Annotated in this window: 19 protein-coding genes; 12 read left to right on the plus strand and 7 right to left on the minus strand. The window is 73.9% G+C overall.

Translation table 11 applies throughout. From position 1 onward, the window contains the following. Positions 1-150 precede the first annotated feature (150 nt). Positions 151-1,167 (minus strand): UDP-glucose 4-epimerase GalE, encoded by a 1,017-nt coding sequence (galE, locus tag ACSRUE_RS30665; RefSeq protein ID WP_441286677.1) that lies wholly within the window; start codon positions 1,165-1,167, stop codon positions 151-153. Between the two features lie 121 nt (positions 1,168-1,288). Next, entirely contained in the window at positions 1,289-3,733 is a 2,445-nt protein-coding gene (locus tag ACSRUE_RS30670) for an ABC transporter substrate-binding protein (protein ID WP_441286678.1), read from the minus strand. Between the two features lie 71 nt (positions 3,734-3,804). Between ACSRUE_RS30670 and ACSRUE_RS30675 the strand changes: the two genes are divergently transcribed. After that, entirely contained in the window at positions 3,805-8,244 is a 4,440-nt protein-coding gene (locus ACSRUE_RS30675; protein ID WP_441286679.1) for a hypothetical protein, read from the plus strand. 27 nt (positions 8,245-8,271) lie between these two features. Here ACSRUE_RS30675 and ACSRUE_RS30680 read toward each other — a convergent pair whose 3' ends face one another. Further along, positions 8,272-9,285, minus strand: a complete 1,014-nt coding sequence (locus tag ACSRUE_RS30680) for an OmpA family protein (RefSeq protein WP_441286680.1) — start codon at positions 9,283-9,285, stop codon at positions 8,272-8,274. 229 nt (positions 9,286-9,514) lie between these two features. Beyond that, complete coding sequence (locus tag ACSRUE_RS30685; RefSeq protein ID WP_441286681.1) at positions 9,515-10,567, minus strand: RNA polymerase sigma factor; 1,053 nt, start codon at positions 10,565-10,567, stop codon at positions 9,515-9,517. A 117-nt stretch (positions 10,568-10,684) separates the two neighbouring features. Here ACSRUE_RS30685 and ACSRUE_RS30690 point away from each other — a divergent pair, with 117 nt between their 5' ends. The 6 genes from ACSRUE_RS30690 (at position 10,685) to ACSRUE_RS30715 (ending at position 18,341) form a co-directional block, all read left to right on the plus strand. Beyond that, complete coding sequence (locus tag ACSRUE_RS30690) at positions 10,685-11,221, plus strand: L,D-transpeptidase family protein (RefSeq protein ID WP_441286682.1); 537 nt, start codon at positions 10,685-10,687, stop codon at positions 11,219-11,221. Between the two features lie 105 nt (positions 11,222-11,326). Then, entirely contained in the window at positions 11,327-11,752 is a 426-nt protein-coding gene (locus tag ACSRUE_RS30695; RefSeq protein WP_441286683.1) for an EVE domain-containing protein, read from the plus strand. Positions 11,753-11,784: 32 nt separating this feature from the next. Continuing rightward, complete coding sequence (locus tag ACSRUE_RS30700) at positions 11,785-12,486, plus strand: hypothetical protein (protein WP_441286684.1); 702 nt, start codon at positions 11,785-11,787, stop codon at positions 12,484-12,486. An 850-nt stretch (positions 12,487-13,336) separates the two neighbouring features. Continuing rightward, positions 13,337-15,826, plus strand: a complete 2,490-nt coding sequence (locus tag ACSRUE_RS30705; protein ID WP_441286685.1) for an efflux RND transporter permease subunit — start codon at positions 13,337-13,339, stop codon at positions 15,824-15,826. A 662-nt stretch (positions 15,827-16,488) separates the two neighbouring features. Next, on the plus strand, positions 16,489-17,766 hold the full coding sequence (locus tag ACSRUE_RS30710) for an AAA family ATPase (protein ID WP_441286686.1): 1,278 nt from the start codon (positions 16,489-16,491) through the stop codon (positions 17,764-17,766). Further along, positions 17,763-18,341: a hypothetical protein gene (locus ACSRUE_RS30715; protein WP_441286687.1), complete on the plus strand. Its 579-nt coding sequence runs from the start codon at positions 17,763-17,765 to the stop codon at positions 18,339-18,341. Before ACSRUE_RS30710 ends, ACSRUE_RS30715 begins: the two co-directional genes overlap by 4 nt. A gap of 100 nt (positions 18,342-18,441) precedes the next feature. Here the strand turns inward: ACSRUE_RS30715 and ACSRUE_RS30720 are convergent, their stop codons facing one another. Beyond that, positions 18,442-19,497 (minus strand): hypothetical protein, encoded by a 1,056-nt coding sequence (locus ACSRUE_RS30720; RefSeq protein WP_441286688.1) that lies wholly within the window; start codon positions 19,495-19,497, stop codon positions 18,442-18,444. After that, on the minus strand, positions 19,478-20,563 hold the full coding sequence (locus tag ACSRUE_RS30725; protein WP_441286689.1) for a hypothetical protein: 1,086 nt from the start codon (positions 20,561-20,563) through the stop codon (positions 19,478-19,480). The genes ACSRUE_RS30720 and ACSRUE_RS30725 overlap by 20 nt, the downstream gene beginning before the upstream one ends. Positions 20,564-20,828: 265 nt before the next feature. Here ACSRUE_RS30725 and ACSRUE_RS30730 point away from each other — a divergent pair, with 265 nt between their 5' ends. From ACSRUE_RS30730 to ACSRUE_RS30750, 5 genes are all read left to right on the plus strand, one after another. Continuing rightward, complete coding sequence (locus ACSRUE_RS30730; protein WP_441286690.1) at positions 20,829-21,173, plus strand: hypothetical protein; 345 nt, start codon at positions 20,829-20,831, stop codon at positions 21,171-21,173. A gap of 156 nt (positions 21,174-21,329) precedes the next feature. Then, positions 21,330-22,187 (plus strand): MNIO family bufferin maturase, encoded by an 858-nt coding sequence (gene bufB, locus ACSRUE_RS30735; RefSeq protein WP_441286691.1) that lies wholly within the window; start codon positions 21,330-21,332, stop codon positions 22,185-22,187. Continuing rightward, positions 22,171-23,079 carry an HvfC/BufC family peptide modification chaperone gene (locus ACSRUE_RS30740; protein WP_441286692.1) on the plus strand — a complete coding sequence of 303 codons (909 nt, stop codon included), beginning with the start codon at positions 22,171-22,173 and terminating at the stop codon, positions 23,077-23,079. The genes bufB and ACSRUE_RS30740 overlap by 17 nt, the downstream gene beginning before the upstream one ends. Before the next feature lie 9 nt (positions 23,080-23,088). Continuing rightward, complete coding sequence (locus tag ACSRUE_RS30745) at positions 23,089-23,520, plus strand: secondary thiamine-phosphate synthase enzyme YjbQ (RefSeq protein WP_441286693.1); 432 nt, start codon at positions 23,089-23,091, stop codon at positions 23,518-23,520. Positions 23,521-23,696: 176 nt separating this feature from the next. Then, a complete protein-coding gene (locus ACSRUE_RS30750) occupies positions 23,697-24,446 on the plus strand; it encodes a lysophospholipid acyltransferase family protein (protein WP_441286694.1) in 750 nt (249 codons plus the stop codon). A 23-nt stretch (positions 24,447-24,469) separates the two neighbouring features. Here ACSRUE_RS30750 and ACSRUE_RS30755 read toward each other — a convergent pair whose 3' ends face one another. Next, positions 24,470-25,321 (minus strand): SGNH/GDSL hydrolase family protein, encoded by an 852-nt coding sequence (locus tag ACSRUE_RS30755; protein ID WP_441286695.1) that lies wholly within the window; start codon positions 25,319-25,321, stop codon positions 24,470-24,472. Positions 25,322-25,400: the final 79 nt, after the last annotated feature.

Genomic DNA, 25,400 nt, shown 5'->3' on the forward strand with positions numbered 1-25,400 from the left:
TCGTCGCCGTTGTTGACGTAGAACGTCGTGACGTCCTTGCCGACGCGCGACGTCGTCCCGACGTACCCCTCGGTCTCGCCCGCGCAGGCCGCGAGCGGGCACGAGAGGGCCGCGAGCAGGAGCGCTCTATCGCGCCTCAGAGCCGCGGCCCTAATCGGCGAACCCCTTCGGGTTCTGCTCTTGCCAGCGCCAGCTGTCGCGGCACATGGTCTCGAGATCGCGCTCCGCGCGCCAGCCGAGCAGCTCGACCGCGCGCGCGGGATCCGCGTACACCGAGGCGACGTCCCCGGGGCGGCGCGCCACGATCTCGTGGGCGACGCGCCTCCCGCTGACCTTCTCGAACGCGGCCACCATCTCCAGCACCGAGTGTCCCCGCCCGGTGCCGAGGTTGACGGTGAAGCTGTCGCCGACGCTGAAGATGCGCTTCAGCGCGGCGAGGTGCCCGAGCGCGAGGTCGACCACGTGAATGTAGTCGCGCACGCCGGTGCCGTCCGGCGTCGGCCAGTCGCCCCCGAACACCCGGAGCTTGTCGCGCCGCCCCACGAGGACCTGCGTGATGAACGGCGTCAGGTTGTTCGGGATCCCGTTCGGATCCTCCCCGATGAGCCCACTCTCGTGGGCGCCAACGGGGTTGAAGTAGCGCAGCGACGCGAGCGACCAGCCCCCGGTGGCCGCCACGTCGCGCAGGATCTGCTCCACCATGAACTTGGACTGCCCGTAGGGGTTGGTCGGCCCGAGCCGGCTCCCCTCGTCGAGCGGCACGCGCTCGGGATCGCCGTACACGGTGGCGGACGAGCTGAACACCAGCTTCCGCGCGCCCCGCGCGTCGAGCGCCCTGAGCAGGCACACGGTCCCCGCGACGTTGTTCTCGTAGTACGAGAGCGGCTTCTCGACCGACTCGCCGACGGCCTTCAGCCCCGCGAAGTGGATGGTCGCGTCGATCGGGTGCTCGGCGAGCAGCCGATCCAGGAGCGCCGCGTCGCGGATGTCGCCCTGGATGAACGTCACCTGCTTCCCGGCGATCCGCTCCACCCGCTCCACCGCCGCCTTGCGGCTGTTGCAGAGGTTGTCGAGGATCACCACCCGGTAGCCCGCGTGGAGGAGCTCCACGCAGGTGTGCGAGCCGATGTAGCCCGCGCCTCCGGTGACCAGGATCGTCTTGCTCATGTCGTTCTCCCGAGAGGGTCTATGCCGCGCTCTCGTCGATGAGGCCACGGCACAGGCCGGCGCGTCAACGGGGGACCTCAGGGCGCAGCCGGCCCGCCCGGCGGGGCGCTGTCAGGGCGCGTCACGGCACGCCGAGCCGCCCCGGCGCCGGGAACTCGATCTCCGGAAACGCGGTCTCGTTCGACGGGTTGTCGCGCCAGCTCGGGTCGTTCCACAGCCACTTGACGAGCTGCACGCCGCGCGAGTTGCCCTTGAACCCCTTGACCCACGGCTTCACCAGCGTCGACTTCGTGTAGAAGTAGAGCGGCAGCTTGGGCATGCCGTCGAGGGCCCGCTTCTCCGCCTTGCGGAACGCCCGGATGCTCTCCTTCGGATCGGCCGTCGCCGCGGCGGCGCGCATCAGGTTGTCGAACTCCTGATCGGCCCATCCCGTCCGGTTCTGCGGGCTGTACGAGAGCAACGTGCCGAGCCACGTCGCCGGATGGTTGAACTCGCCGATCCAGCCGAACCGCACGACCTGGTAGTGCCCGTCGCGCACGTTCTTGAGCATCACCTTCCACTCCTCGTTCCGCAGCGTGGCGGACACGCCGAGGTGACGCTTCCACATGTCCTGGACCGCGACCGCGATCTGCTTGTGGCCCTCGCTCGTGTTGTAGAGGAGCTCGAGCGCCGGGAAGTTCTTCGCCCGGTACCCGTCGCCCTCCTGGATGACCTCGTACCCTGCCTCGGCGAGCATTGCGCGGGCGCGCTCCGGGTTGAACGCGACCTCCGGCGACGAGAACGGATCGACCCCGAGCTTCCTGTCCTCGGCGACCGCCTCGTCGTAGCCCGATCCGGTGTAGTCCGGGACGTAGTGCGTGGCCGGCGTCTGCCCCGCCCGCGTGACCTTCTCGACGAGCTGCCGCTTGTCGACAGCGAGGTTGAGCGCCCAGCGGACGCGGGCGTCGTCGACCGGCGGCTTCTTCGTGTTGAACTCGAACCAGTAGATGGAGAGGTACGGGTACCGCTGGAAATCGCGCTTGGTCGACAGCCAGTCCATGTGCTCGGCGGGGAGCGAGGTGTTGTCGCCCAGGTAGTCGAGATCCCCCGCCTTGTAGATGTTCATCGCGGCATTGTAGAGCTCGACCTCCAGCCACACGACGCGGTGGATCTTCAGCTTGTCGTGGTTCCAGTACATCGGATTCCGCTTCATCGTGATCTCGTAACGGAACTTCCACTCATCGAGCGTGTAAGGGCCGTTGACCACGATGTTCTCGGGGCGGAACCAGAGCTCGGGCTCGCCGCGCTTCTCGAACGCCTCGATCACGTCCTTGCGCACGGGGAAGAGCGTCACGTAGCTCGTGAGATCGGTGAAGTAGGGCGTGGGCTGTTCCAGCTGCACGTCGAGCGTATGGTCGTCGCTTGCCCGGACGCCGACAGCGCCGTCGTCCTCCACGAGGAGCGCGTCGGGCACGAAGCCCACGGGGGGCTCGCCCTGCGCGGCGCTGCCGGAGGGCGGCGCCGCGGCGTCGTACGTGGGGAGGCTCGTGTGCGGCGTGACGACGGCGTACGCCTCCGACCGGGGCGCGGCGCCCGCGCCCTCCTTGCCCGGGTTGCCGGCGTTGCCCGCGGGGGGGACGAGCGCGCAGCCCGGGAGGAAGCCGCGCGCGCCGCCCCGCTCGATCTCGAACCACCGGTCGGCGGCGCCGTTGCATTTGCACGGCGGGCCCACGCGGACGATGTCGACAACGGCGCCCTGCCAGCCGCCGCCGGGCGCCGAGCCGAGCGGCGCTGCGCCGCCAGCGGCCGCGCCGCCCCCTGCCGCGCCGCCCCCTGCTGGGCCGAACGAGAGCCGATCGCTCGCGCCGCCCTTCCCGTCGCCCTTCGCGAACGTCACGGCGGCGGAGCCCTCCGGCAGCGCCGCGAGGGGCGCGATCGCGGTGTCCACCTGGATCGGCGAGCGCGCAAGCACCACGACGAACGCCCCCTTCGGCAGATCGAGCGCGGACGGCGCGTCGGGCCGCGGGGCCGCGCGGAGCGGCGCGGCCTCGCGCAGCGCCTTGAGCTTGCCGAGGCTGAACAGCTCGCCGTTCTTGAGGACGTAGAGGTTCGTCGCGGCGAGCGACGCCGTGGAGGGGCGCAGCACCCGCTTCCACGCGTACTCGAAGTCGTGCGCCGTGACCGGCTTGCCGTCGGACCAGCGCGCCTCCGGCCGCAGGTGGAACCGGAAGAGCCGGTTGTCGTCGCTCTGCTCCCAGTGGGTCGCGACCCCCTGCACCGGGCGGAGGTCGCCGGCGCCGTAGGTCGTCAGCCCCTCGAACATCTGCTGCACGAGCGTGGAGCTCGCCGAGTCGTTGGATTTTCCTGGATCCAGGTACTCGGGCTCGCTGCCATTGTTGATGTAGATCGTCTCTGTGTCCTTGCCGACGCGCGCGGTCGTCCCGGCATACCCGCCTTCGCTCTCGCTGCACGCCGAGAGCGCGAGGATCGCGAGCCCGAGCGCCGCGGAGGCGCCGCGCGCCCCGCAACCGGCGCTCCCGCCGCCCCCCGCGCCGCCGGCACCTCGTCGCTCCGAAGCCCGTCGCATAGCGCGCGCGTAGCACGGCGCTCCGGAGGCAGGAAGACAGGGGTGGTTTCGTGTAAGGTCGCGCGCGCGTCATGCTGCACGATCGCGTGTCCTCCTCGCCGCGCGCTCTCCCGCTCTGCTCCGCGCTGCTCCTCGCGCTGCTCGCCGCCGGCTGCGGCGGCGCGGCCTCCCCGGGCGCCACGCCCCCGAAGGCCACCCAGTGCGATCCTGCGCACCTCGACGCGTGCGAGCGCGCCCTCGCCGCGGCGCTCGCGGAGGGCCGGCCGCCGCGCGAGCTCGCCCTCGGCTACGTCGCGGCCCGCGCCGCCCGCGACGCCGACGACCCGTGGGCGCTCTTGCTCCGCGACCTCGACCGGCGCGGCGGGACCGGGCCGCGGGCCGCGGTCATCGTCGAGGCGGGCGCTGAGGCCACGGCCGCGGCGCGGGCGCCTGTGGCCGCGGCGGAGGCGAAATGGATCCGCGCCGCGCCGCTGCCGCCCCCCGGGGCCCTCGCCGCCGACGCGCTGCTCCTCGCGCTTGGCGAGGCGCTCGGGTACGAGCACCTCGTCCATGCGCGCGCCCGCCACGGCGCCGTCCAGCTCTTTCCGGCCGATCCGCTCGCGCCGTTCATGGCCGGCCTCGCGCCGATCGCGCGCGGCGGCGCGTCGCTCTCGCGGATCGCGGACGACATCGCGCTCGCCGCGCTCGTCCGCCGCGCCTTCGGCGCCGCCGGCCGCTTCCGCTACGTCGAGGCCGCGGCCGCGGCCGACGCCCTCGCGGCCGCGGTGAAGGGGCGCGACCCGGACGACGAGCCGGTCCTGCGCGGCCGCTACGCGCTGCAGCTGCTCGCGACCGCCGGGGTCGCGCTCGAGGAGGCCGAGGACGACGCTCCCTTCGCGCCCTCGGCCCCGCGCCTCGACCCGCCGCCCGCGCCGGGCGACACGCCTTATGGCGACCTCCTCCGCGTGCGCACGGCCCGGGACGGCCGCGCCGCGTGGCGCGCCCGCGGCGCGGCCGTGCTGCGGGCCGTCCCCGCGGACCGGCGCGCCGCGCTCGACGACCTGCTCGGCAAGGCCCCCGGCTGCGGCCGGGACGTCGCGCCCCCCATGGAAGGCCCGCGCGACCTCGTGTTCGCCGCGGCGCTCGCCGGCGCCCTCGCCCCGGGCGACCCCGCCGCCGCGCCCGCCGCGCCCGCCGCGCCCGCGAGCACCGCGGCTCCGCCGGGACGGCGCCTCCCGCTCGACGCGTGGCTGCCGCGCTACGAGGCGCTCGTCCGCGCCGTCGAGCAAACGAGCACCGCGTGGGCCCACGCGCCCGCCCTGCTCCACGAGCGCGGCCCCACGCCCGCCGCGCGCCAGGCAGGCAGCGCGGGCAGCGCCGTCCACCGCCGCGCCACCGAGCTCGGCCTCGCGCACCTCGCCGCGCTGCGCGCCCTCGCGGAGGCCGAGCCGCGCCGCTACCGCGCGCTCGCGCTGATCCCCCTCGCCTACAGCCCCGGCGTGCTCGCCGACGAGCCCCTCCGCGACGCCATCGTCGACCTCACGCAGGTCGCCGTGCAGCGCCGCATGGCCGAGGCGCACGACCCGGAGGCCGTCCTCGGCGCGGCGCTCGCCGGCGTCTTCGCGGGCATGGCGTACCCGCCCGAGGTGCAGCCCCCGCACTTCCTCGCCCTCCAGGGCGCGCTCACCGCCAAGCTCCGTGGCGAGCTCACCGAGCAGGCTGGATGGGGCGTCGCCGGCCTCTACGCCGCCGACGCGCTGTACCGGCTCGCCTCCGGTCAGGCGCCGGATCTCGCGTTCTCGTCCGCGCAGATCGAGCGCGCGCTCGCGCCCGCCCCGGCGCTGCCCTACCCCGGCCTCGCGGCGCTCGCCGCGAGCCTCTCCCGCTACGCCGCGCTCGGCGCCGCCGGCGCGCTGGATCCGCAGGCGACCGGCGCGGCCGGGCTCCCCCCGGAGCGCAGGCAGGCGCGCGACGCGCTCCGGCGCGCCGTCGCGGGGCTCGCGGCGCGCGATGCCGGCGCCGGTGCCGGCGCGGCCGACGCCGCGGAGGCGCCGCCGCCCGAGCTCGTCGAGGACGTCGCCGCGCTGGCCGACGGTGTCCTCGCCGTGCTCCTCACCGAGCGCTCGCGCAAGCCGCCGCCGGCCGGGGCCGCCTGCGCCGCCGGGCGCGGGCCGAGCCCCGAGGGCCGCCGCGCCCTCGCGCGGCTCGGCGACGTCCGCCGGCGGATCCTGCTCGCGCCGCGGTACAGGCAGGGCGACGGCCCGTGGGCGCGCCGGGCGCGGCTCCTCGTGACGCTCCTCTCCGACGCCATCGATCTCCTCTCGGCGCCGCCGCGCGCCGCCGGCGCGCCGACGCGCGCCGCTCCGCCGCGCTTCACCCTCCCGGCCGCGGACGCCGAGGCCGCCGTCGCCGCGGGCCTCTCCGGCTGGGTCGACCATGACCTCGCCGACGCGCTCACCGGCGGCTACGCGCTCGCCCGCGCGCTCCTCGAGTCGTCCACCGCGGAGCGCTTCGCCGAGCGGAGCGGCGCCCCGCTCGGCCGGGTGCTCCGCGGGCTCTCCGCGGCGTTCCGCGACGATCCGGCGCGGAGCGGCGGCGTCGGACGAGGCCCCGCCGGCGGCGCGCTGCTCGACGCGCTCGCGTCGCTCCCCGCCGCGCGCGACGGCGGCGGCGATCTGCGGGGCCTGTTCGTCGGCTACGCCCGCGCGTTCTCCGCCCTCGGGCTGCGCGACCAGGCCGACCTCGCGCTGCTCGCCTCGCTCCTCGGCGCCGCCGTGCTGGGCGGGCCCCCGTCGCCGGACGCCATCGCGCTCGCGAACGACAGCGGCAGCCGGGTCGCCTGGGCGCTCTCGTACCTCGGCGAGATCGGGAAGGCCCGGGCCGGCATCGCCCCGGATCCGTCGGCGTACGCTGCCGCCATGAGCAAGGCGTCGGACGACGCCTGCCAGGCGGCCGACACCGGCGACGTGCTCGCCCTCGTCGGCGCCGTGCGCGACTTCGCCGGCGGCCGGCGCGCCGAGGCGCGCGACGCCCTCGACCGCGTCCTCGCCGCCGCCGACGCCCGCGGCCTGCGCGTGCCGCGCATGACCTACCGCTACGAGGAGAAGACAGCGACCCGCGTCTTCTCGCTCAGCTTCGACGTCTCGTACGGCGCCGGGCTCCTCGAAGGGGCGAACAGCTTCCAGCTCGGCCTCGGCCTCCGCACCCGCGGCGAGCCCGAGGGCTCCCTCGCCGCGGCGCTCGCGCCCGAGGGCTCGCCCCGGAGCGACGAGGACGCGGCGCGCGCCTACGTCAGCGCCGCGGCGCTCGCGGCCGCCTACCACTTCCTCGACGGCGACGCCGAGCGCGGCACCGCCGCGGCGCGCCGGGCGATCGCCGCGCTCTCGTTCGGCCTCCGGCTCGGGCGGCGGGCGCTGCGCCCGGACCAGCCGCTCGCCTGGGGCCGGGACGCCCGCGCGCTGCTGGCGATCGACGCCCAGCTCGCGGCCGAGGCGGGTCACCCCTTCCTCGCCGGCGACCTCTGGACGCTCGTCCGCGGCCTCCTGCCGCCGGACGCGGACGACGCCGCGGTCGCGGCGCTCCTCGCTCCGCTCCCGGCCGGCCTCGCCGCGGTCCAGGGGCTCGACCCGCTCGTCGCGAGGACCGCGCGCTCGCTCGCCGCGGTCGCCAGGCCGCTCGCGTGCACCGAGGCCAGGGTCGAGCTCGGCGGCTACGAGGAGCCCGCCTGCGACGCCTACCCGCTCGCGCTCTCGCTGCGCATCGCCGACGTCCTCGGCAAGCTGCCGCACCTCCAGCGACGGGCGCGCGCGGGCAGCGCGGCCGCGTGCCCTGCCCTGCGCAGCCTCGACGGCTTCCTCACGGCGGCGGAGCGGGGGACGTACGACCCCGACGCGTTCACGGCCGCCGTGGAGGCGCTGCGGCAGAGCGGCCGGCTCTACGACGCCGGCGTGATGCTGGCGCGGCAGCGCCGCGAGGGGCACTGCGGCCCCGTCGTGCTCGCGGCCGCGCGCGCGCTCGGCCGCGCTCCCTCGCTCGGCCCAGCCCTGCGCGCGGATCTGCTCAGCGTCGCGGTGCGCTGCGCGGCCGCGGCGCTCGACGCGAACGTCGTCGACGACCTGATGGCGCTCGACGGCGAGACGCGCGCCCTCCCCGACCTCGGCCGCAACCTGAAGGTCGTGCTCTTCGCGACGGAGCTCGCCGTGCGCGAGCAGCGCTGGGACGTCCTCTCACGGCTCTCGAAGCAGCCCGACTTCGTGGGTCGCTTCCGGGGCGAGGACGCCGGCGCGGCGGCGACCGCGCGCCTCATCGAGGCCGCGGCGGCCGTGCTCGCCGGCGAGCCTGCGCCGCGCGACGCCCCCGGAGACGGCGCGCGCGACGCGCCGTGCGGCGCGCCTCTCGCCGGCGATCGCGCCGCGCTGTGCGCCGAGATCCAGCGCCTGCGCCCGGGCGCGCTGCCCGAGCCGCAGCGCCGGCAGGCCGCGCGCGAGGCGCTCACGAGCCTGCTCGCGGCCGCGCGCGGACAGGCTCGCTAGCCTGCCCGCGCGCGCGGCGCCGAGCGCCTACTTCACGCTGGCGGGCTTCGTCTCGGCCGGCTTCGTGTCCGCGGGCTTCGCCGCGGCCGGCTTCGTATCCCCGGGCTTCGCCGCGGCGGGGGCAGGCGCGGCGGCGGCGGGCTGCGCTGCAGCCGGCGGCGCGGCGGCGGGCGCCGGTGCGGCGGCGGGCTTCGCATCCGCGGGCTTGGCGGCGGCCTTCGGGTCCACCGGCTTCGCGTCGGAGGCCTTCACGGCGCCCTTCGGCGCTGTCGCGGGCACGCCGGCCGGCTTGAGGCCCTTGGTGGCGACCGCGGCGCAGGCGAGCTCGACGCCGGTGTCCTTGCCGTCGAGCCGCATGATCTTGATCTCGACGCGGCGGTTCTTCTCCTTCGCCTCCTCGGTCTCGCCCGGATCGGTCGCGCAGTGCGCCCCGTAGCCGGCGGCCCGCACGCGGTTCTTCTCGACCCCGAGCGCGGTGAGCGCCTTCACCACCGCCTCGGCGCGCTTCTTCGTGAGCGTCACGGTGGCGGCGTCGTTGCCGACCTTCTCGGAGTAGGCCGCGACCTCGACGAACTGGATCTGCGGATGGTCCTTGAGGATCTGCGCGATGTTCGCGAGGAGCCCCTGCGAGGCGGGCTCGAACTCGGGCTTGCCGGCGACAAAGGCGATCTTCTCGTTGAGCTTCACCTCGTTGCCTTCCAGGGCGACCGGCGGGACGTCGGGACAACCGTCGTCGTCCTTGTAGCCGTTCTTGACCTCGGCCTCGGTCGGGCACTTGTCGGCGTCGGCCACGAGGCCGTCTCCGTCCGGGTCGGTCGACTTGCAGCCGTCCTTGGCGTCGGGCGGCAGGCCGTCCTCTTTCTCGGCCACGCACTTGTCGGTGCCATCGTCGAGCACCCCGTCCGCGTCCGCGTCAGGGGGCGGCGCAGGCGGCGCGGGCGGCGGCGGCGCGGGCGGTGGTGCCGGCGCCTTCGCGGTCTGCTGCTGGGGCTCGACCGCGCAGCCGGCGCTCGCCGCGAGCAGCGATACTGCGAATGCCATTCCAAGCCATCTCGTCGTTCGCATCTCCTGGGCTCCTCTCCTTGGCGTCGTTGACGGCGCCGAGCGCCAGCGTGTTTAGACGACTACGCCGCAAACTGCGAGATGGATTCGTACGGCGGCGCGCGCCGCTCCCCCTCGGCAGCACGTCGGCCCCCCCGCTCCGGAGGCGACGGCGAGCCGTCGAGTCCGGCTCGATCTCGGCGCGTCGTTCGCCTCTTGGCGCGAGCGACTAGAGTTTCCCCGACGGGAAATCCATCTCGTCGATCTTCGATTTCGGCGCTGCTTTCCTCGACTTGAGCATCTGTTCCTTGAGCATCTGCTCCGCGGGCAGCGACGAGGTGGGCTTCTGTGCGGGCGGCGGCGCCACCTTCGGGCGAGGCTTCGGCGCGGGGCGAGAGTTGCTCTCGTCCTTCCTGTCGAGCTTCTCGTCGACGGGCCCCGGCGCCGGTGTCTTCTCCGTCGGCGCGCGGAGCGCCTCGAGCGCGCGCTCGCGGGCCGCGGCGACCTCCGGCGCGTCGCGGCCCGCCGGGTCGAGCCGATCCGCCTCGTCGAGCTGGTCCAGGCACCGGCGGAAGGCCGCCTCGTCGCACGCGCGCAGCGCCTCGGCCCGCAGCGACCGCGCGCGCTCCAGCGCGTCGAGCGGCGACGGCGGCGCGACGGGCGGCGAGGGCCCGTCCGGCGGCGCGCTCGGCTGCGGCTCGGGCAGGGGCGCGATCACGGGCGCGTCGCTCGTCGACCGCAGGAGCCGGGCGACGACGAACGCGAGGAGGGCCAGCGCCGCGACCGCGGCGAGCTCGGCCATCCAGCGCTCCCGCATCCATCGCCGCATCCGCGACACGCGCTGCCGCACCCGGGCGGCGGGCACATGCTCCTCGGCGGCGATGCTCTCGAGCTTCTCGCCCTCCCCTTCGCGGGCCATCCACGACAGCGTCTGCCGGGCGTCGCGGCTCGCGGAGGCCTGCTCTTCGGCCCAGCGCGCCAGCTCGCGCGCCTCGACGGGCGGCGGTCCGACCGGCAGGTCGGGCAGCTCCGTCGCGGCCTCCCGCGCCGAGCGCCGGTGGTGGTCGGCCACCTTGTGGCGCGCGATCCCGAGGAGCCAGCGCCGGAGCTCCGTCGGGTCGGCCGGGCGCCCCGACGACGCGAGCGCGTCGCAGAGGACGGTCTGCACCACGTCGTCGACCTCGCCGCTCGGGACGCGCCGCCGCACGAAATCCTCGAGGGCTCGGCGGAGCCCTGGCTCTGCCAGGGGGTTCGTCGCGGGGGTGCGGTCCTCGGTGGTCATCGGCGTGCTCATCGACCCTGCATCGCGCCGCGGCCGCGGAGCGTGACGCGCCCGATCGAGAATACTGCAGGCCCCGGCCGGGCGTCACACTCTCCGGCGCGGCGCCGACGGTCGGGCATGCTCCTCAGGCCCCCTCTCGTGCTCGCCGCGGCGTTGCTCGCCGCTTCCCTCACCCACACGGTCCCCTCCCTGACCGCCGCCCAGGGCGGTGGCTCGCCGGTCACCGAGATCCGGATCGACAAGAGCGAGCGCACGCTCGATCTCGTCGCGGGCGGCAAGATCGTCCGGTCGTACCGGGTCGCCCTCGGGCCGGGCGGGCCGGGGCCGAAGCGCTACGAGGGCGACAGGCGCACCCCCGTCGGCACGTACCGCGTCGCGGGCCGCATCAACGGCCTGTTCCATCGGTTCCTGATCGTCAGCTACCCGAACGAGGAAGACCGCGCGCGCTTCGCCGAGCTCAAGCGGCGCGGCGAGGTCCCGCCGGGCCGCGGCGTCGGGCACAGCATCGGCATCCACGGCGTAGGAAGCGCGCAGCTCGCGGGCGTGCACAAGGAGAGCGACTGGACGCTCGGCTGCATCGCCCTCGACGACGACGAGATTGACGAGATCGCGCGGCGAACGCCGGACGGCGCCAAGATCGTGATCACCGACTGAGCGGGCGGTGCTAGGGTAGCCGGTCAAATCGACGGGCTGTCCGTCGAGGATGAGAGCGCGACGGCGAGGCCGGCGCCGCCCTCGCGCCTGCCCTGGAGATCGTGCATGTCTCGCCGTTACTGGCTGATGAAGAGCGAGCCACAGAAATATTCGTTCGCGCAGCTCGTGCGCGACGGCCAGACGATCTGGGACGGCGTCCGGAACTTCGAGGCCCGCAACAACATGCGGTCCATGAAGCAGGGGGATCTCGTGCTCTTCTATCACTCGAGCGAGGGCAAGGCGGTCGCGGGCGTGGCGCGCGTCAAGCGCGAAGCGTACCCGGATCCGACGGCCGACGCCGACGAGGACTGGAGCGTGGTGGACATCGAGCCGGTCGCGCCGCTCAAGGCGCAGGTGAGCCTCGACACGATCCGCGGCGACGAGGCGCTGGCCGAGATCTCGCTCCTGAAGCGGTCGCGGCTCAGCGTGGTGCCCGTCTCGAAGGAGCACTTCGATCGGGTGCTGAAGCTGGGCAAGACCAAGATCGCTTGACGCGCGGACCCGGGGAAACGACTAATCCCGTCGTGAACCTCCGCCCCGGAGCCCGACCCCTCGCCGTCTTCTTCCTCGGCAGCCTCCTCGCCAGCGCCGCGTGCGGCGGCCCGCCCACGCCGTCCCCGATCGAGGGGGAGCCGATCTGCCCCGATTTCGAGATCGGCGCGACGCGCGCGCACATGCGCGGGAGCTTTCGCTTCCCGGTCACGCTGACGGTGCGCGAGGGCAAGGAGCCGATCACCCGGACGACGCTCACCGGGCGCCGGTCCAAGGACGACCCGCCGAGCCGGATCCTCCTCTCCGACGAGGACGCCGAGTACGAGATCGAGTGGGCCCAGTGCGAGAACCAGCGCGCGCCCCGGACGCGCGTGGTGGCGCGCGAGTCGAAGGACGCCGCGGAGTACGCGTGCGGCAACGCGACCGTGTACAAGACCGACAAGCTCGTCACCCGGAAGGGCGACGCCGCCTCGCGCACGGTCCACTTCGCGGCGCCCCCGAAGCCGGAGTGCTGGGAGAGCGAGGTCCCCCCGGCGCCCCCGCCGCCCGCGCCTCCTGCGGCGCCCGACCAGCCGCCGCCGGACGCGGGCGCCGCGGCCGACGCGGGTGCCGCGGCCGACGCGGGCGCCGCGCCGGTGGACGCGAGCGCGCCCCGCGACGGGGGCTCAGGCGGCGCTGCGAAGCCTCGCCGCGCGGGGGCCGCGGACGCCGGCACGACGCCGCCCGGCCCCTAGTTCCGCCCGCCGGAGGTCCGGCCCGGGATCCGGAGAGAGATTCAACGCAAAGGCGCAAAGACGCAAAGACGCAAAAAAAGAACAGATTTTTGTAGTTTGCGTCGTTGCGTCAAATCTCCCTTCGTTTGCGAGACAGATCTCTGGCGGGATTTGTGGAACGCGGAACTAGGGCCTGTTCGTATAACCTCATGAGGCGATCGGTCGGCGCGCTTGGCCGCCGGCGACACCCTAGCTGCCCTGGCCCGTGCGCGACGCGAGCAAGGCTTCACAGGCCGCGCGAGGCCCCCCGGGAGAGGCGTCGTAGGGGAGCGGACTCGACACGGGAGGCACGCCGGGCGCCCATCCTTGAGGCAATGACGTCGAGATCCGGCCACGAGCTCCCTGGAGTGCCGCTTTTTCGCGCCCGCGATGCGGGCGATCTCGTGACCGATCAGGCGGCGCACGAGATCGTCGTTGCGCATCCCGAACACCGCATCATGGTCAGCGGGGCCGTGGGAGCGCCCGCCGTCCCGGCGCGCCTCCGCGGCCGCCCGGACCTCGGCGGCGCGCCGTCGCCGCGCCGCACACGACCGCTGTTCTCCGGAGATCCCGTTCCCTAGAACGTGGTCCACCGGCGCTTTCACCCCGGCGCTTCCACCGTCCTTCCAACGTCCCTTTCCGCCCCGGATCTACACACCGTCTCATGTCCGCTCCCCCCATGCCACCGCCTCCGGCGCCCCGCCCGTTTCCTTCCCCTGATTCCCCTGATTCACACGAAAGCTCCGGTGAAGCTCCCCGCGAGCCCTCTCCCCGCCTCGCGCCGCCCTCGCCGCGCGGCGGCGGGCTCGCGTCGCGCCTCGCCGAGCTCCAGGTGAAGCGGCCGGCGCTGCCGCTGCTCGTGACCGGGATCCTCACCGTCATCGCCCTCTTCCTGGCGACGCGGCTCCATGTGCTGACCGGGTTCGAGTCGCTGCTGCCGGCGTCGCGGCCCAGCGTGCAGGAGCTCGACCGGGTCGCGGCCAAGACGGCCGGCGTCTCCACGCTCTTCGTCGTGCTCCAGGGCGGCGAGGGCACGCCCACGGCCGCGCTCCAGCGGGCCGCGGACGCGCTCGTCCCGGAGATCGAGAAGATCGGCCCCCCGTGGGTCGGCAGCGTCGAGGACGGGGTGCACGAGGCCTACCGCTTCCTCTCGCCGCGCGCCGGGCTCTACGTCGACCGCGACAGGCTCACCAAGCTCAGGGACGACATCGAGGCGCGCTACGCCTACGAGGTCAACAAGGCGACGGGCGCGCTGCTCGATGACGACGAGCCGCCCCCCGAGATCAACGCCGGCTCGATCGAGCAGAGCCTCGGCCTCCAGGGGGTCGACACGGGGCGCTACCCCGACGGCTACTACCAGTCGAAGGACGGCAAGACCGTCGTCGTCGCCATCCGCTCGAAGGTGATGGCCAGCGATTTCGCCGCCGGCTCCGAGGCGATCCGGCGCGTGAGCGAGGTCGTCGAGCGCGTGCGCCCCGCCTCGTTCGACGCGGGGATCACCCACGGCCTCGCCGGCGATCTTCAGACCGGCATCGCCGAGTACGCGGCCATCAACGAGGACCTGACCGACGTCGGCGTCTCGGGCGCGGTCCTCATCGCCGCGGTCGTGTTCCTCTACTACCTGCGCCTGCGCACGCTCGTCGCCATGCTGATCACGATCGGCATCGGCGTCGCCTGGACGTTCGGCGCCACCCAGCTCGCGCTCGGCCACCTCAACATGGCGACCGGGTTCCTCTTCTCGATCGTCGCCGGCAACGGGATCAACTTCGGGATCATCTACATGGCGCGCTACCTCGAGGCGCGCCGCGGCGGCGCGAGCCTGCTCGAGGGCGTGCGCGTCGCCCACCGCGAGACCTGGCTGCCCACGCTCACGGCCGGCTGCGCGGCCGCGGCCGCCTACGGCTCGCTGCTCGTCACCGAGTTCCGCGGGTTCCACGACTTCGGCCTCATCGGCAGCGCCGGCATGGTGCTCTGCTGGATCGCCACGTTCGTCGCGCTGCCGAGCATCCTCGCGGTGATGGACCGGATCGTCCCCCTCGAGCAGGAGTCGCCGGGCTTGCTCGGCAGGCTGCGGCGGCGCGCCCAGGGCGGCATCGCGTTCGGCGCGCCGTTCGCGCGGCTCGCGTCGCGGAGCCCGGTCACGCTCACGCTCGCGGGTCTCGCCCTGGCCGCGGCCGGCCTCGTCGCCACGGTGAGCTACGTGCGCGCCGATCCGATGGAGTACAACCTCCAGAACCTCCGCAACGACGAGGGGGCCCGCGCGGCGCAGATCCGCCTGAGCTCGCTCGCGGAGGAGATCACCGGCTACGTCGGCACCGACGGCATGGCGATCCTCGTGGACCGGCCCGAGCAGGTCGAGCCGCTCCGCGCCGCGCTCTACGCGAGGCGCGACGCGGCGCCCGAGGGCGAGAAGCCGTTCAAGGAGATCTACGCGCTCCAGGATCTGGTCCCGCGGGATCAGGCGGAGAAGCTCCCGCTGCTCCAGGAGATCAAGGATCGCGTCCTCAGGGCGCGGAAGCGCGGCCTCGTGGGCGACGAGGACTGGCGCCGCATCCAGGCGGTCATCCCGCCGGACGATCTCGCGCCGTTCGGGATCGACGATCTGCCGGCGGGCGTGGCGCGCGCCTTCACCGAGACCGACGGGACGCGCGGGCGCATCGTGTACATCAGCCCGACCACGCCCGAGAGCGTGCACGACGCGCACTACCTCTTCCGGTGGGCGGACGCGTACCGCGAGACGCGGCTCCCCGACGGCAGCGTCGTCCGCGGCTCGGGGCGCGCGGTCATCTACGCGGACATGTGGGCGGCGGTCATCGACGACGTGCCGCCGGCGGTGCTCTTCTCGCTGGCCGCGACGGTCCTCGTCGTGCTCGTCGCCTTCCGCGGCGGCCGTCCGGCGTTCGCGGTGCTCGGCGCGCTGCTCGTCGGCGCCTCGTGGATGGCGGGGTTGCTCGTGCTGATGAACGTGAAGCTCAACTTCCTGAACTTCATCGCCTTGCCGCTGACGTTCGGCATCGGCGTCGACTACGCCGTGAACATCGTGCAGCGGTACGCGCGGGAGGGCGCCGGCGGCGCGCTGACCGCGGTGCGCGAGACGGGCGGCGCCGTGATCCTCTGCAGCCTCACGACGACGCTGGGCTACCTCGCCCTGGTCCGCTCGCAGAACTACGCGGTGCGGAGCCTGGGCGTCGCCGCGGTCATCGGCGAGCTCGCGTGCCTCTTCGCGGCCGTGCTGGTGTTGCCCGCGGCGCTCGTCTGGCGCGACCGGCGGCGCCCGAAGGGCGAGGAGGCCTTCCTCGCGGTCGGCCGCCCCACGACCTGAGGGCGTCCCGACGGACTCGATCCGTCGAAGACCCCCGGCGGCGGGCCCCTCGCGCTCACTCGATCCGTCGAAGACCCCCGGCGGCGGGCCCCTCGCGCTCACTCGATCCGTCGAAGACCCCCGGCGGCGGGCCCCTCGCGCTCACTCGATCCGTCGAAGACCCCCGGCGGCGGGTCTCTCGCGCTCACTCGAGCCGTCGAAGACCCCCGGCGGCGGGCCCCTCGCGCTCACTCGATCCGTCGACGACCCCCGGCGACAGGCCCCTCGCGCTCACTCGATCCGTTGAGGCCCCCCGGCGGCAGGCCCCTCCCGACGGTTGCGATCCGTCGAGGCCCCCCGTCGCCAGCCCACCTCGACGGATGCGATCCGTTACGGCCCCCGTCGCCAGCCCCTCCTCAACGGTTTCGATCCGTTCCAGACCCCCGTCACCACGCTCGTTCGAGGACATGGGGCGCTCGCGCCTCGACCTATCGCCGAGGTGCAAGCTCGACGCACAGGCAACCCCGCGCCCCCTGCGGGACCTCGCGATCGGCGAGCCCCACAGGGACGCCTTTTCTTGCCTTTTACCGCGCGACCCAGCAGATCACGCGATGCCATGGTCGGTCCGATGAGCGAACGAGAGCAACCCGCCGAGCTGACCGGCTCCACCGTGAGAGGCCGCGATGCTTGAGAGGCTGGAACTGCACGACACCGGACCGGCGCCCGCGATGGCGTTCGAGCTCGCGCCTCGGCTCAACCTCTTCGCAGGCGACAACGGACTCGGAAAGACCTTCGTGCTGGATGTCAGCTGGTTCGCGCTGACAAGCACGTGGCCCGGCTATCCCGCGGCACCGCGACGCGGCCCGGCGGTCCGGCCAGAGATCGTCCGGGAGACGCGTGACGGGGAGTCCGTGCATCGGATCTCGTCATCGTTCGACTTCGAGCAGCAAAATTGGCACACCGTCTACCCACGCGGGGCCTCCAGGCGCTCCGGCCTCATCTTCTACGCCCGCGTCGACGGCAGCTTCTCCGTGTGGGATCCGCTTCGACCTGCGGCGCATCTGCAGTTCCCACTCGGCGCGAGATCATCGGGACCCGTGCCTGGGTTTCACTTCGCGCCCAGCCAGATCTGGAACGGGCTCACCGCCGATGACCACGACGGCTCGGTGCTCTGCAACGGCCTGATCCGCGACTGGACGACATGGCAGCTCCGGCGAGACAGCACGTTCGATCTGCTGACGCGCGTGCTGGAGGTCCTGTCGCCGAGGCCTGGAGAGACCCTCCGACCCGGAGCGATCACGACCCGTGTATCGCTGCACGACGTGCGCGACATCCCCACCCTCGACATGCCGTACGGCAACGTCCCGGTGGTGCTCGCGTCCGCCGGGATGAAGCGGATCCTCTCCTTCGCCTACCTCCTGGTCTGGATGTGGCGCGAGCACGTCGAGGCGGCGAAGCTCCGGAACGCCGCGCCGGAGCGGAGCTTGGTGGTGCTCGTCGACGAGGTGGAGGCTCACCTGCACCCGCAGTGGCAGCGCGTGATCTTGCCTGCGCTGCTCCGGGTGTCCCGCGAGCTCGAGGCATCCATCGAGACGCAGCTCTTCATCACCACCCACGCGCCGATGGTCCTCGCCTCCGCCGAGCCGCACTTCGACGAGGCTCGCGACGCGCTCTTCCTGTTCGACCTCGACGGTGCCGAGGTCACCGTATCGAAGCCCGCGTGGAAGCCACGCGGGGATGCCTCGTCGTGGCTCACGTCCGACGTGTTCGACCTCGCGCAAGCGCGGTCCGTCGAGGCGGAGAAGGCGATCCTCGACGCCATGGCGGCGATGCGGCGGCCAGATCTGCCGATCGAGGACGCGAAGCGGATCCACGAGGAGCTGCACGACGTGCTCAAGGACACCGATCCCTTCTGGGCGCGGTGGCTCGTCAGGGCTCGGCAGGCCGGGCTTACGCCGTGATCCACGTGCACCTCCAGCCCGAGCCGGCGCGCTTCGACGCGCTGGTCCGGCAGCCCGGCCTGCGCGCCCTCGCCGCGAACCTGGAGCCCCTGCCCCCAACCTGGCGGGAGTGCCTGGACGATCTCCGGGACAGCTACCGCAGCATCTGCGCCTACCGGTGCGTGCTCGTTCCGCGAGGCACGGGGGCACGATCCGTCGATCACGTCGCGCCGAAGTCGAAGCGTCGCGAGCTCGCCTACGAGTGGAGCAACTACCGCTTCGTGTGCTCGCTCATGAACGCGCGCAAGCGCGACTTCGAGGACGTCCTCGACCCCATGGAGATCCCTGACGGGTGGTTCGTCCTGGAGATGTCCTTCCTTCAGGTGCTCCCAGCGGAAGGTCTTCACGGCGAGACGCGTGCGCGTGTTCAGGCGACCATCGAGCGACTGAAGCTCAACGACAAGGAGTGCCTCGCCGCACGGGAGCTGTACTACACGGCCTACCTTGACGGAGGGCTGACCCTGCAGCTGCTCCACGAATGGAGCCCGTTCGTCGCTCGAGAGGTGGTACGGCAGGGGCTGGCCAGGCGGGAATGAATTGCGGGCTCCGCACGTCTTGCGCGCAGCCCGTCACATCGGCACGAGCGCTCCTGCCGGCCAGCCGTGTTCTTCGTCGCGCGTCCGGCGGCCCGCGCCGTCACCACGCCGCGCGCAGATCCGCGCAGCAGCGGACGCCGGTCGAGTAGTCGAAATACGTGAAATCGTGCGACGCGACGCGCGCCATGCACCCCTCCCGGGTCGCGCGCGCGTAGAACCCGCCGACGAAGGTCCCGTCCGGGTCGTCGATCCACTCGTCCAGGTTGCCGACCATGTCGGCGATCGCGTCGTCCTCCCACGCGCTCGCGCACGTCGCGGTCTCGCCCGTCCGCCGCAGGAGCGGCGCCCCGGCGACGCGCACCAGGTTGAGCCGAGGGTCGCTGTGCCCGAGCGTCATGTCGCGGTGGAGCACGCCGGCCGGGTGGTGCTCGCGGAACACGTTGCACCGCCCGTCCGCGTACGTCGGCCCGTACGGGAACTGCTCGTCCCGCTCGCCGCGGCACGCCGTCCGCCACTCGTCGAGCGAGCAGAGCCGCTTGCCCGCGTTCCGGCACGCGAGCTCCGCCTGCGCGCCGGTCGTGTAGCCCTGCGGGAGCACGCCTTTGCGCGACACCGCGCGCGGCTCGAACTCGCGCTGCTTCTGCCAGCCGGGCAGGAGCGGCAGCTCCATGCGGCGGGCCTCGTCGTCCCCGAGCTGCAGCCGCATCTTCGACCACACGCGCTCGACGGACGCGGCCGCCTGGCGCGACGGAGGATAGAACGCCGAGATCTCGAGCCCCGTCTCCCTGTCGAGCAGCACCGCCTCGTAGCGATCGACGCAGAACCGGCGCGCGACCCGCACCATCTCCGGCGGACAGCGCGGCTCCGCCGGCGGCGCGAGCGCCCTCGGCCCCGGAGGCGCCCCCACGAGCGGCGGCGCCACGTCCGCCGCCCCGGCCCCGTCGTCCGCCGCGCTGGTTCCCGCGTCCGCCGCGCTCGGCCCCGCGTCCGCCGCGCCGCGCTCTCGCTCCGAGCGGCAGCCCGCGAGCCCCGTCCACGCGAGCGCCGCGGCGCTGACGTAGGCGAGCGCCGCGGCCGCGAGGCGGCGGCCGGCGCGGGGCCGCGCGGGGCGCTCGGCGGATCGCGCCGGCGTCGGGTCAGCGGATCGCGCCGGCATACGGGTCGATGGACGCGGGCTCGCGGCAGAAGAAGCGGCGGAGCACGAGGTAGTGATGGATCGGCAGCAGCCGCGTCTCCTCCTTCATCGACAGCCCCATCCGGCTGATCTCGGCGCCCGGGAACGGCGTCTTGGGATAGCAGCTGACGATCCCGGAGAGCGCCTCGTACTCGTCGAGCAGCCCGAGCACGTGCCCCACCTCGTGGGCGAGAACGGGCAGCGACCAGCCGGCCCGCATCGCGCTGAAGTACGGCGTCCTGCCGCACGTCGGCGAGAGCGGCACCGCGAGGTCGACGTGGAGCGCCCGCGCGCGCGCCTCGTCCGCCAGCACGAAGTCGAAGTCGTAGCGCACCGGCAGCCCGAAGGCGCGCGCGTCGCGGTTCCAGTACCCCTCGGCCTCGTCCGACCAGCGCGCGAGCAGCGCGCGGATCGCGGCCGGCGTCGCCCTCGCCGTGAACACGCCGGACCCCGGGCAGGCGTCCGTCGATCCCGAGCGCGCGTACGGCGTCCCGCGGCACGCGATCGCGCCCCCGAGCCGGGCGGAGAGCCCGCAGTCGGGCAGCTCGAGCCAGCCCGCGCCCTCCGGCGGGTCGACCGCGATGCGCACGTCGACCTCCCAGGCGCCGCCGCGCCGCCGCACGAGGTAGCTCATCGGGCCGAAGAAGAGGCCGTAGTGCGGCATCACCCCGGCGATCCGCCGCTCCCCCTCCGGCACGTCGCCGCGCGCCCCGGAGAAGACGCGGCGCGGCGCCGGCTGGCACAGGTACGCGTCCTTCGCGATCGCGTCGGCCAGGATGTCCCGGAACGTCGCTCCCCGCCCTTCGAGCACCGCGCCGCTCATCGCCTCGAGCTCGGCGGCGATCGCCTCGACCGGGAACTCGCGCCTGGAGACCGCATCACCCGCCGCATCACCCGCCGCGCCGGCCCCCGCGCGCGGAGCCCCCCCGCAGCCGGCCGCCCCCAGCGAGAGCGCCGCGAGCACGGGGAGCGCCCCGCGGCGCGGGGGGACGAGGACGCGCCACGGCGCCGGCGCGCCGCGCTGGACGCTTTGTCTTGCGCCTGCCATCCGAAGCGAGTTACGTCGCGCATGGAACGCTGCACGCTGGCCGCGCGCCCCAGCCGCAGAGGCTACGCCGGCGGACGCCGTGCACGCAGGGGGGGCTCGCGTGGGCGTGGAGGTCAACCCCGCTCACTTACGGGGAGTTGAATGAAGAATCAACGCGTCCGAACTGAAACCGTGGAGCCGGCCGGGCGTAGTGACGCGTAGCCGATGGGCTCCGCGCGGTCGAGAGGCCGGCGAGCCCCGACGGGCTCCAGCGCGCGGGCGCGCCATGCTGGCGAGGCGCGCGGTGGGCTCGGTGATCGCGACGAAGACGAGCGTGGAGGATCAGATGACGATCGACATGGGCAAGACGTTGGCGTTGACGGCGGTGTCGGGCATGGTGGCGGGCCTCGCGGGCTGCGCCTCGTCGCCTCCGCCCGCGCCCGAGACGGGCGCCGCCCCCGCGGCCGATGCGCCTCCGGCCGCGGCGCCGGAGAACGCCGCGAAGGCGTGCTGTGCCGGCAAGAACGAGTGCAAGGGCAAGGGCGGCTGCAAGAGCGACAGCCACGCGTGCGCCGGCCAGAACGAGTGCAAGGGCAAGGGCGGCTGCAAGCCGGCCGACTGCTCGTCGTAGACCCGGCGCGCCCGGCCCGGCGGAATCCGGCGGATCCACGCGGATCCGCCAGATCCGCTGGGCCGTCGGGCCATGCCACGCGGGTCCGCCGGCTCCGCTGGGCCGTGAGGCGCCGCGGCGCATCCCTCCACCCCTGAGCAAGGCTCGCGGTGAACCATGGTGAATCCCGAACGGATGCGGCTGGGACTCCCCGATCTCGGCGTCGGCGTCGGGCTGCGCATCCCGCACTACCGGCACATCTTCGAGCACCGGCCCCGGGTCGACTGGTTCGAGATCATCAGCGAGAACTTCATGGTGGACGGCGGCATGCCGATCGCCAACCTCGAGCGCTTCCTCTCGAGCTACCGCCTCGTCCAGCACGGCGTCTCGCTGTCGATCGGCAGCACGGATCCGCTCGATTTCGACTACCTGCGCCGGCTGAAGGCGCTGCTCGCCAGGGTGGGCTCGCCCTGGGTGAGCGATCACCTGTGCTGGACGGGCGCGCACGGCATCAACTTGCACGACCTGCTCCCCTTGCCGTACACCGACGAGGCCGTGCGGCACGTCGCGGCGCGCGCGCGGGTGGTGCAGGACTTCCTCGAGGTCCGGCTCGCGCTCGAGAACGTGTCGAGCTACCTGACCTTCACGGCCAGCCGGATGAGCGAGTGGGAGTTCCTCTCGGCGGTCGCTGAGGAGGCCGACTGCGGCATCCTGCTCGACGTCAACAACGTCTACGTCTCCTCCTACAACCACGGCTTCGATCCGGAGGCCTACATCGACGGCGTGCCGCACCACCGGATCGTGCAGTTTCACCTCGCCGGCCACGCGCACCAGGGCGCCTACATCCTCGACACCCACAGCGATCACGTGGTCGACGCCGTGTGGGCGCTCTACCGGCGCGCGGTCGCCCGCACCGGCGACGTCTCGACGCTGATCGAGTGGGACGACGACATCCCCTCGTTCGAGGTCCTCGCCGCCGAGGCGGAGAAGGCGCGGGCGATCCGGCAGGAGGTGGCGCGTGCGCGCGCCGCCTGACCCCGCGCCCCCGGCCGGCCTCGCCGCCCTGATGCGCCAGCTCACCCGCGTGTTCACGGCGGGCGCGCCGCTCCCGGACGACGCCGAGCTCGCCGGCCTGTGCCGCGAGCACGTGGCCGGGAGCGAGCGGCTCGCGCCCGCCGAGCAGGCCGACATCTACCGGCGGCAGTTCTGGCTGCGGCACAGGGACGCGCTCCGCGAGGACTACCCCGCGCTGGCGCACGTCCTCGGCGACGACGGCTTCGACGCGTTCGCGAGGGCCTACCTCGCGGCGCACCCGCCCGCGAGCTTCACGCTGCGCGACCTCGGGCGAGAGGTCGCCGATTTCGCGGGCGCGCACGAGGGGTTCCCCCCTGCCCTGCGGGATCTCGCGCGCGACGTGGCGCGGTACGAGCACGCCCTCGTCGATCTGTTCGACGGCGCCTCGCCCCCTCCGCTCGATCCGGCGAAGGTGACGGGCATGCCGGCGGACGGCTGGTCCACCGCCAGGATCGTCCTTCACCCGCTGCTCGCGCTGGTGCGGCTCGGCCATCCGGCGCACGTCCTCCGGAGCGAGCTCAAGCAGGGCCGGTCGCCCGCGCTGCCCGCGCCCCGCCCCGTCCGCCTCGCCGTGTTCCGCGGCGCGGATCTCACGATCCGCTTCGAGGAGCTCGAGCCGCCGGCGTTCGCCCTCCTCGAGGCGCTCGGGCGGGGCGTACCGCTCGTCCCGGCGTGCGAGGAGGTGGCGGCCGGAGCCCCCGGAGCCGGAGCGGAGGCCTCCGGCGAGGCGACGGGCGCCGGAGAGGGGGCGGGCGCGGCGCTGGCCGAACGGGTCGGCGTGTGGTTCCAGCAGTGGACGAGCTGGGGGCTCATCGTCGACGTCGTGCCGGGCGCCCGCGCCGAAGGCGGCTAAGATGACGCGGTGACCACCATCGTCCAGCGCACGCTCGAGATCCGCACGAGCGGCCGGGGTTTCGTCGATATCACGCGCGAGGTCGCGCGCGTCGTCGCCGGCGCGGGCGTCGACGTCGGCCTCTGCGCCGTGTTCCTGCAGCACACGTCCGCGAGCCTCATCGTCCAGGAGAACGCCGATCCGGCCGTCCTCCGCGACCTGGAGCGCTGGATGTCGCGCCTCGCCCCGGAGGGCCGCGAGTACGAGCACGACGACGAGGGCCCCGACGACATGCCGGGCCACCTCAGGAGCGCCGTCACCCGCTCGAGCGAGGTGATCCCGATCTCGGGCGGCCGCCTCGCGCTCGGGACCTGGCAGGCCCTGTATGTCTGGGAGCACCGTAGTTCTCCCCACGTGCGTCGTGTGGTACTGACCGTGACCGGCACCACAGCCGGGGGTTGAGTGGTATACTTTGCGGCGTTCGCGTACGGACGAGCCGTGGACGAGTGCTGGATGAGCCCTGGATGAGCTCGGCGCCCCTCGGGGCTGCTTGCCGCCGCGCGCGGCAGGGCCTGCTCGGTCGCCGGCGCGCCACGCGATCCCCCCACCTTATCAGCGGAACCAGCGGGAAGAGAGCGATGAGCCTTCAGACGACGTTCATGGGAATCTTCGACACTGCCCGGATCTGCTTTCCGACCGTGGTGGACGCGATGATGGGGCGTGTGACCCTCGAGCGCTGCGATGAGCGGCTGGACTGGTGGGCGCGCAAGGTGCTCGAGGACGCGGACGTGGATCTGGTGGTGCGCGGGCGCGAGAACGCCTCGGGCACACGGCCGTTCGTCGTGATGTCGAACCACCAGAGCCTCTTCGACATCCCGGTGGTGTTCCGCGCGATCCCCGGGCGGCTCCGGATGATCGCCAAGAAGGAGCTGTTCAACGTGCCGATCTTCGGCCAGGCGATGAAGGCGGCGGGGTTCATCCGGATCAACCGGAGCAACCACGTCCAGGCCAGCGCGAGCCTGCAGGTGGGCGCGTCCATGCTGCAGGACGGGACCCGGGTCTGGATCGCGCCGGAGGGGACGCGGAGCAAGACCGGCGCGCTCCTCCCGTTCAAGAGCGGCGGCTTCCGGATGGCGATCGAGACCAACACGCCCATCCTCCCGGTGGCGATCGACGGCACGCGGCACGTGCTCCGGGCCAAGGATTTCGTGGTGCAGGAGCACCACCGGGTGGTGGTCACGATCATGCCGCCGATCGATCCTGCGCCCTACGGCGCCGGGGGCCGCAACCGGCTCATGCGGGACGTGAGGGCGGCGATCGCTGGGGCGCTCGGCCACGATCCTGGGCTGGTCCACCGCGGCGCGGGCGTGGCGACGTCGCCGGCGTAGGGCGCCGGCCGGTCAGCTCGCGATCACTCCGCCCGCCGCTCCGACACCTGAGCGCCCGGCTGGACCGCGCTCTCCGGGGCCTCCGCCCGGGAGCGGTGCTCCTCCGGCGGAGACGGCCGGAGCGCCCAGGGGCTGCGCGCCGGCGCCGCCTCGCCGGCCGGAAGGTGCTCCGCCGTGAGCCAGCTCCAGAAGGCCTCGGCCCAGCGCGCGCCCCCCACCTCGTTCGGGTGGATCTTGTCCTTCTGGCGCGGAAGAGGGCCCGGCACCAGCGCGTCGGAGTCGAAGAAGCGGCACGGGGCCGAGTTCGTCCGGATCACGTCGATGATGCCGGTGTCCTTGCGCCAGAGCGGCGGCGACACCCACACGCACGGGCGACCGCCGATCGCCTTGACGATGCGGCGGATCGCGCCGGCGTGGGCCGGCGGGTTGACGTTCTCCACCTCGTTGGCGCCCAGGCTGATGATCACGAGGTCCGGCTGGTAGTTCGCGACGAGGAGCTCCATCCTGGAAGCCCACGTCACCGTGTACGAGCTGGTCTCGGCCTTCACCGCGTAGCGCACGCGGTGCTCCTGCATCCTGGGGCGGAGCGCCTGCGCGAAGCCCGCCACCGCGAACGAGTCGCCGACGTGGAGGACCGCCGTGTTGGGCGGAACCTCGAACGCGGGCGGCACGGCGGCCGTCGGCGCGGCGGCGGCCTCGGCCGGCGCGGAGGCCCCGGGCGGGCGGGCGGCGGCCGGCGCGGCGGCCTCGGCCGGCGCCGCGGGCGCCGGCGCGGCCTCGGGGGACGGCGGGGGCGCCGGTGCGGCGCCGCACGCCATGCCCGCCGCGGCAACCCCGGCGAGCGCCCATCTCCTGACCCGGATCTCCCTGCCCATGCTCGCTCCCGACGCCGCGCGCGGCCTGGAAGAAGGGGCGCGGCGCGCCCTCTGGCGCTCCGCGCGCGCCGCGCTCCTG

Source organism: Sorangium sp. KYC3313, assembly GCF_052075895.1.
In the GTDB taxonomy this organism is placed as follows: domain Bacteria; phylum Myxococcota_A; class Polyangia; order Polyangiales; family Polyangiaceae; genus Sorangium; species Sorangium cellulosum_B.

Excerpts from the sequence above, each read along its gene's own strand:
- galE (WP_441286677.1), bottom strand. The coding sequence starts at position 1,167 with ATGAGCAAGACGATCCTGGTCACCGGAGGCGCGGGCTACATCGGCTCG.
- bufB (WP_441286691.1), top strand. The coding sequence starts at position 21,330 with ATGGTGAATCCCGAACGGATGCGGCTGGGACTCCCCGATCTCGGCGTC.
- ACSRUE_RS30695 (WP_441286683.1), top strand. The coding sequence starts at position 11,327 with ATGTCTCGCCGTTACTGGCTGATGAAGAGCGAGCCACAGAAATATTCG.
- ACSRUE_RS30720 (WP_441286688.1), bottom strand. The coding sequence starts at position 19,497 with ATGCCGGCGCGATCCGCTGACCCGACGCCGGCGCGATCCGCCGAGCGC.
- ACSRUE_RS30750 (WP_441286694.1), top strand. The coding sequence starts at position 23,697 with ATGAGCCTTCAGACGACGTTCATGGGAATCTTCGACACTGCCCGGATC.
- ACSRUE_RS30670 (WP_441286678.1), bottom strand. The coding sequence starts at position 3,733 with ATGCGACGGGCTTCGGAGCGACGAGGTGCCGGCGGCGCGGGGGGCGGC.
- ACSRUE_RS30675 (WP_441286679.1), top strand. The coding sequence starts at position 3,805 with ATGCTGCACGATCGCGTGTCCTCCTCGCCGCGCGCTCTCCCGCTCTGC.
- ACSRUE_RS30755 (WP_441286695.1), bottom strand. The coding sequence starts at position 25,321 with ATGGGCAGGGAGATCCGGGTCAGGAGATGGGCGCTCGCCGGGGTTGCC.
- ACSRUE_RS30690 (WP_441286682.1), top strand. The coding sequence starts at position 10,685 with ATGCTCCTCAGGCCCCCTCTCGTGCTCGCCGCGGCGTTGCTCGCCGCT.
- ACSRUE_RS30685 (WP_441286681.1), bottom strand. The coding sequence starts at position 10,567 with ATGACCACCGAGGACCGCACCCCCGCGACGAACCCCCTGGCAGAGCCA.
- ACSRUE_RS30680 (WP_441286680.1), bottom strand. The coding sequence starts at position 9,285 with ATGGCATTCGCAGTATCGCTGCTCGCGGCGAGCGCCGGCTGCGCGGTC.
- ACSRUE_RS30725 (WP_441286689.1), bottom strand. The coding sequence starts at position 20,563 with ATGGCAGGCGCAAGACAAAGCGTCCAGCGCGGCGCGCCGGCGCCGTGG.
- ACSRUE_RS30710 (WP_441286686.1), top strand. The coding sequence starts at position 16,489 with ATGCTTGAGAGGCTGGAACTGCACGACACCGGACCGGCGCCCGCGATG.
- ACSRUE_RS30730 (WP_441286690.1), top strand. The coding sequence starts at position 20,829 with ATGCTGGCGAGGCGCGCGGTGGGCTCGGTGATCGCGACGAAGACGAGC.